4 protein-coding genes and 1 pseudogene are annotated in these 3,265 nt (G+C 42.8%); 1 reads left to right on the top strand and 4 read right to left on the bottom strand.

What is annotated here, in order from left to right; translation table 11 throughout:
• On the bottom strand, window positions 1–691 hold a 691-nt coding region (locus HP456_RS21765), incomplete at its 3' end, for a GDSL-type esterase/lipase family protein (protein WP_172255010.1).
• 357 nt (window positions 692–1,048) lie between these two features.
• On the bottom strand, window positions 1,049–1,363 hold the full coding sequence (locus HP456_RS21760) for a MerR family transcriptional regulator (protein WP_172255008.1): 315 nt from the start codon (window positions 1,361–1,363) through the stop codon (window positions 1,049–1,051).
• A 170-nt stretch (window positions 1,364–1,533) separates the two neighbouring features.
• On the opposite strand from HP456_RS21760, the gene fbpA reads away from it, so the two are divergent.
• Entirely contained in the window at window positions 1,534–1,680 is a 147-nt protein-coding gene (gene fbpA / locus HP456_RS21755; RefSeq protein ID WP_172255006.1) for a Fur-regulated basic protein FbpA, read from the top strand.
• Window positions 1,681–1,726: 46 nt separating this feature from the next.
• On the opposite strand, the gene trxB is transcribed toward fbpA, so the two are convergent.
• Window positions 1,727–2,674 (bottom strand): thioredoxin-disulfide reductase, encoded by a 948-nt coding sequence (gene trxB / locus HP456_RS21750; RefSeq protein ID WP_172255004.1) that lies wholly within the window; start codon window positions 2,672–2,674, stop codon window positions 1,727–1,729.
• A 116-nt stretch (window positions 2,675–2,790) separates the two neighbouring features.
• Window positions 2,791–3,265: pseudogene (locus tag HP456_RS21745) on the bottom strand (helix-turn-helix domain-containing protein); the annotation flags it as partial.

Here is a 3,265-nt window from a genome sequence, read left to right as displayed (position 1 = left end):
GTTCTGCCATGAGTTCATAGCCTTTTCCATTCGGATGAAGGGAATCGTGAAAATACTGTTGTTTGTCCTTTCCTTTGAATAAAGGATTAGAGGAAACGTATTTAACTTTTCCGTGTTTGGTCACTTCCTGGACAATGGTTTGGTTCCACTCATCGACATACGCTTCAATCTTGTCACTGTCTTTGTCGGGGTAAGGGTTATAGAGCCCGATGACAAGGATTTCTGCGTCCTTATTCGTTTTCTCCAGGGTGTCCAGAATGAAATTCAAGTTATCCACATATTCCATCTTAGCTTCCATAATTTTATCGTGATGCAAAGGAAGAAGGTCTCCTCCATTGCTTTTTATGAGATCGTTGGTTCCGATGTTGACGATAAATACATCCGCTTCGGATAAATCCTCAGTCACACTCGGTTTCATCAGCTGCTTTTGAAGTCCTGATGATTTCTGGCCGGGGATCCCGAGGTTTTGAAAGTGGTAGCTCTCTTTCGTGTTCTTTTCATTCACTTTGTCTTCCAGGCGGCCGATATAGCCCGTATCTTTATCATCCCCATATCCATATGTCAGGGAATCTCCAAGAGCGATGACTCTTGTCTTTGATTCCGATTTGCTTTGTTCAGCAAAAAAACTGAAATAAATAACAGGTATAAGTGCGATTACCATGATGGGAATAATGATTTTCCATTTTGACATTGATGATCATACCTTCCGATTAGACTGTGATGCCGTTCATGATGGAGTTATTCCCTATTGAGGAGATTGTAATCCTGTATATTTCTGGTACCTGTGATTGTGCTGTGTGCAGCAGTTACATCTTCACTGCCGGGAAGAAGGATTGTAACCCACACTCTGAAGGACACAATTTATGAGTTTTGGTGATTATTCTATGAGAAATGGATGTTATTCTATGAGCCTGGAGCTTTATTCAATGAGAACCCTGAATTATTCTATGAGAAATGAGTCATAATTCTTCGTTTTTCCATTTAACCCCTTTAAAACAGCACTAAAAAGACAAACTCCCCCCATAGAGTTTGCCTTTTTGCAGAAGCCTCAATTTTTCTGGATTCCAAACCGTGCGTTTATTTGACCTTTGATCATTTTTTGTTTGGCATCTTTTCTCTCTTTTTTGGTCAGTTCGTACTTGATTTCTTTGGTTGTGACACCTTCTTCTCTATGGTCCGCAATCTCCATTAATCGTTCTACGTCGTTGAAGGAGTATTTTCGGTATCCCCGGTTGGTCCGTTCCGGGAAGATAAGATTCTTTTCTTCGTAGTACCTGATTTTTCTTTCTGTCAGGCCTGTCAATTCACTGACTACACCGATCGAGATCACTTTTTTATCCTTATAGGAAGATTCCTGTCCCACACTACCCTCCTCCTCTTTGCTTCATTATACATGGGCATTGTGAAATACGGTTAATTATGTAAGAAAGTCTGACAAACAACCTTTTATTTGGCAGGAAAGCTGACAAAGATGCGGAACAGAGGTAGTTAAAGCGTTAAGATGAATCTAAGCTAACATAAGGAGTGAATGCTATGCCATTTTTAAGAGATGCCGTTCAAAAGCAGCGAGAGCACTTTATTCGTCTTCTAGTAAAAAGCGGAGTCGCGGAAGGACCGGATTTGGAAAAATGGACACTCACGGAATTGGTTGCCCTGTATGATAAGCATCACCGGAAATGAAATGTAAAAAAGCCTTGGGAGAATCACGTTCCCAAGGCTCTATCTATTAACCGTTCTTGACCTTTTCTTTCAGTTCTTCAACATAATGCTGGGCAGCCTGTGCTGCAACGCTTCCGTCGCCAGTCGCTGTAACGATTTGGCGAAGTTCTTTCTCGCGCACATCTCCGGCTGCGAAGATTCCAGGTACTTTCGTTTCCATTTGTTCGTTGGTGACGATATAGCCCATATCATTGGTGATGCCAAGATTTTGGAAAGGCTTCGTCAATGGAATCATTCCGATATAAATGAAGACACCATCTGCCTGGAATGCAGTTTCTTCGCCGTTTTCCGTTGAAACCAACGTCACGCTCCCGACTTTGCCCTCTTTGTCATTGATTTCTTTGATTGTATGATTCCAGATAAAATCAACTTTTTCGTTATCGAAAGCACGCTGCTGAAGGATCTTTTGAGCGCGGAGCTCATCGCGGCGGTGAACGATCGTCACTTTGTTTGCGAATCTTGTCAGGTACACGCCCTCTTCAACGGCAGAGTCACCTCCGCCTACTACGACAAGGTCTTTCCCTTTAAAGAATGCACCGTCACAAACAGCACAATATGATACCCCGCGGCCGCCAAGCTCTTTTTCACCCGGTACACCGATTTTTTTGTATTCGGCACCGGTAGAAAGGATGACAGCACGGGCTTTGTATTCCTTCGAACCCGCTTTGACAAGTTTGTAATCACCTTCGTCAATGATCTCCTTGATGTCACCGTATGCATATTCCGCACCGAATTTCTTCGCGTGATCAAACATTTTATTCGACAGGTCCGGACCAAGGATATGATCGAAACCCGGGTAGTTTTCCACTTCTTCTGTGTTTGCCATTTGCCCGCCCGGTACACCTCTTTCAAGCATCAGTGTTGAAAGACTGGCACGGGACGTATATACAGCCGCTGTCATTCCGGCAGGACCGGCACCGGCGATGATTACATCATAGATTTTTTCTTCTGACATACTGAAATTCTCCTTCCAAAAACGTTCTTATAAGCAGCTTTTTTATATTCCCTATATAGTATTTACGTTCTATGACTATCCTATAAAAAAGAGGGTTGTATCGTCCAAAAATATGCTCATGGAAGGTAGCTTTCCACCACGGAAATATATTTAGTCAATGTGCTTACGGATACATTGTAGGATTCGCACACTTGTTTCTTCGTCACTTTTTCATTGCGAAGGTGCTTCCACACATACTCGGCCGCAGCTGCAAATGCCTTTGTATTCTTGAATGTTTCGCGTTCTTTAAGACCCCTGTATGCAATTGTGAACCATGTTAAGAACAGGCCGGAATCAACGCTTGAAATCGGATGGTGGGACTCATACAGATGAAGAGCGACCTCATGCATATTTTTGATCTCCTGGTTGACCTTCATCGAGCTTTTCCCATTGGTATTCAACACATGTGCAAGGTACACCTTTTCGACGATCGAAAGCTCCTCCACCTCACAAAAATCAGCATGAGTCAACACTGATTTCTGATGCTCCGAAACGGAAGTGAGGAAAAGTCCGAACAGTTTTTCTTCCGTATATTCACTCTGCATTTTTTTT

The organism is Bacillus haikouensis (assembly GCF_013179555.1).
GTDB lineage: Bacteria > Bacillota > Bacilli > Bacillales > Bacillaceae_B > Rossellomorea > Rossellomorea haikouensis_A.
Note: the sequence above shows the minus strand (reverse complement) of the source record. Positions and strands in the feature narration are given on the sequence as shown.

Coding starts and splice junctions, on each gene's coding strand:
- fbpA (WP_172255006.1), top strand. CDS start 1,534: ATGCCATTTTTAAGAGATGCCGTTCAAAAGCAGCGAGAGCACTTTATT.
- trxB (WP_172255004.1), bottom strand. CDS start 2,674: ATGTCAGAAGAAAAAATCTATGATGTAATCATCGCCGGTGCCGGTCCT.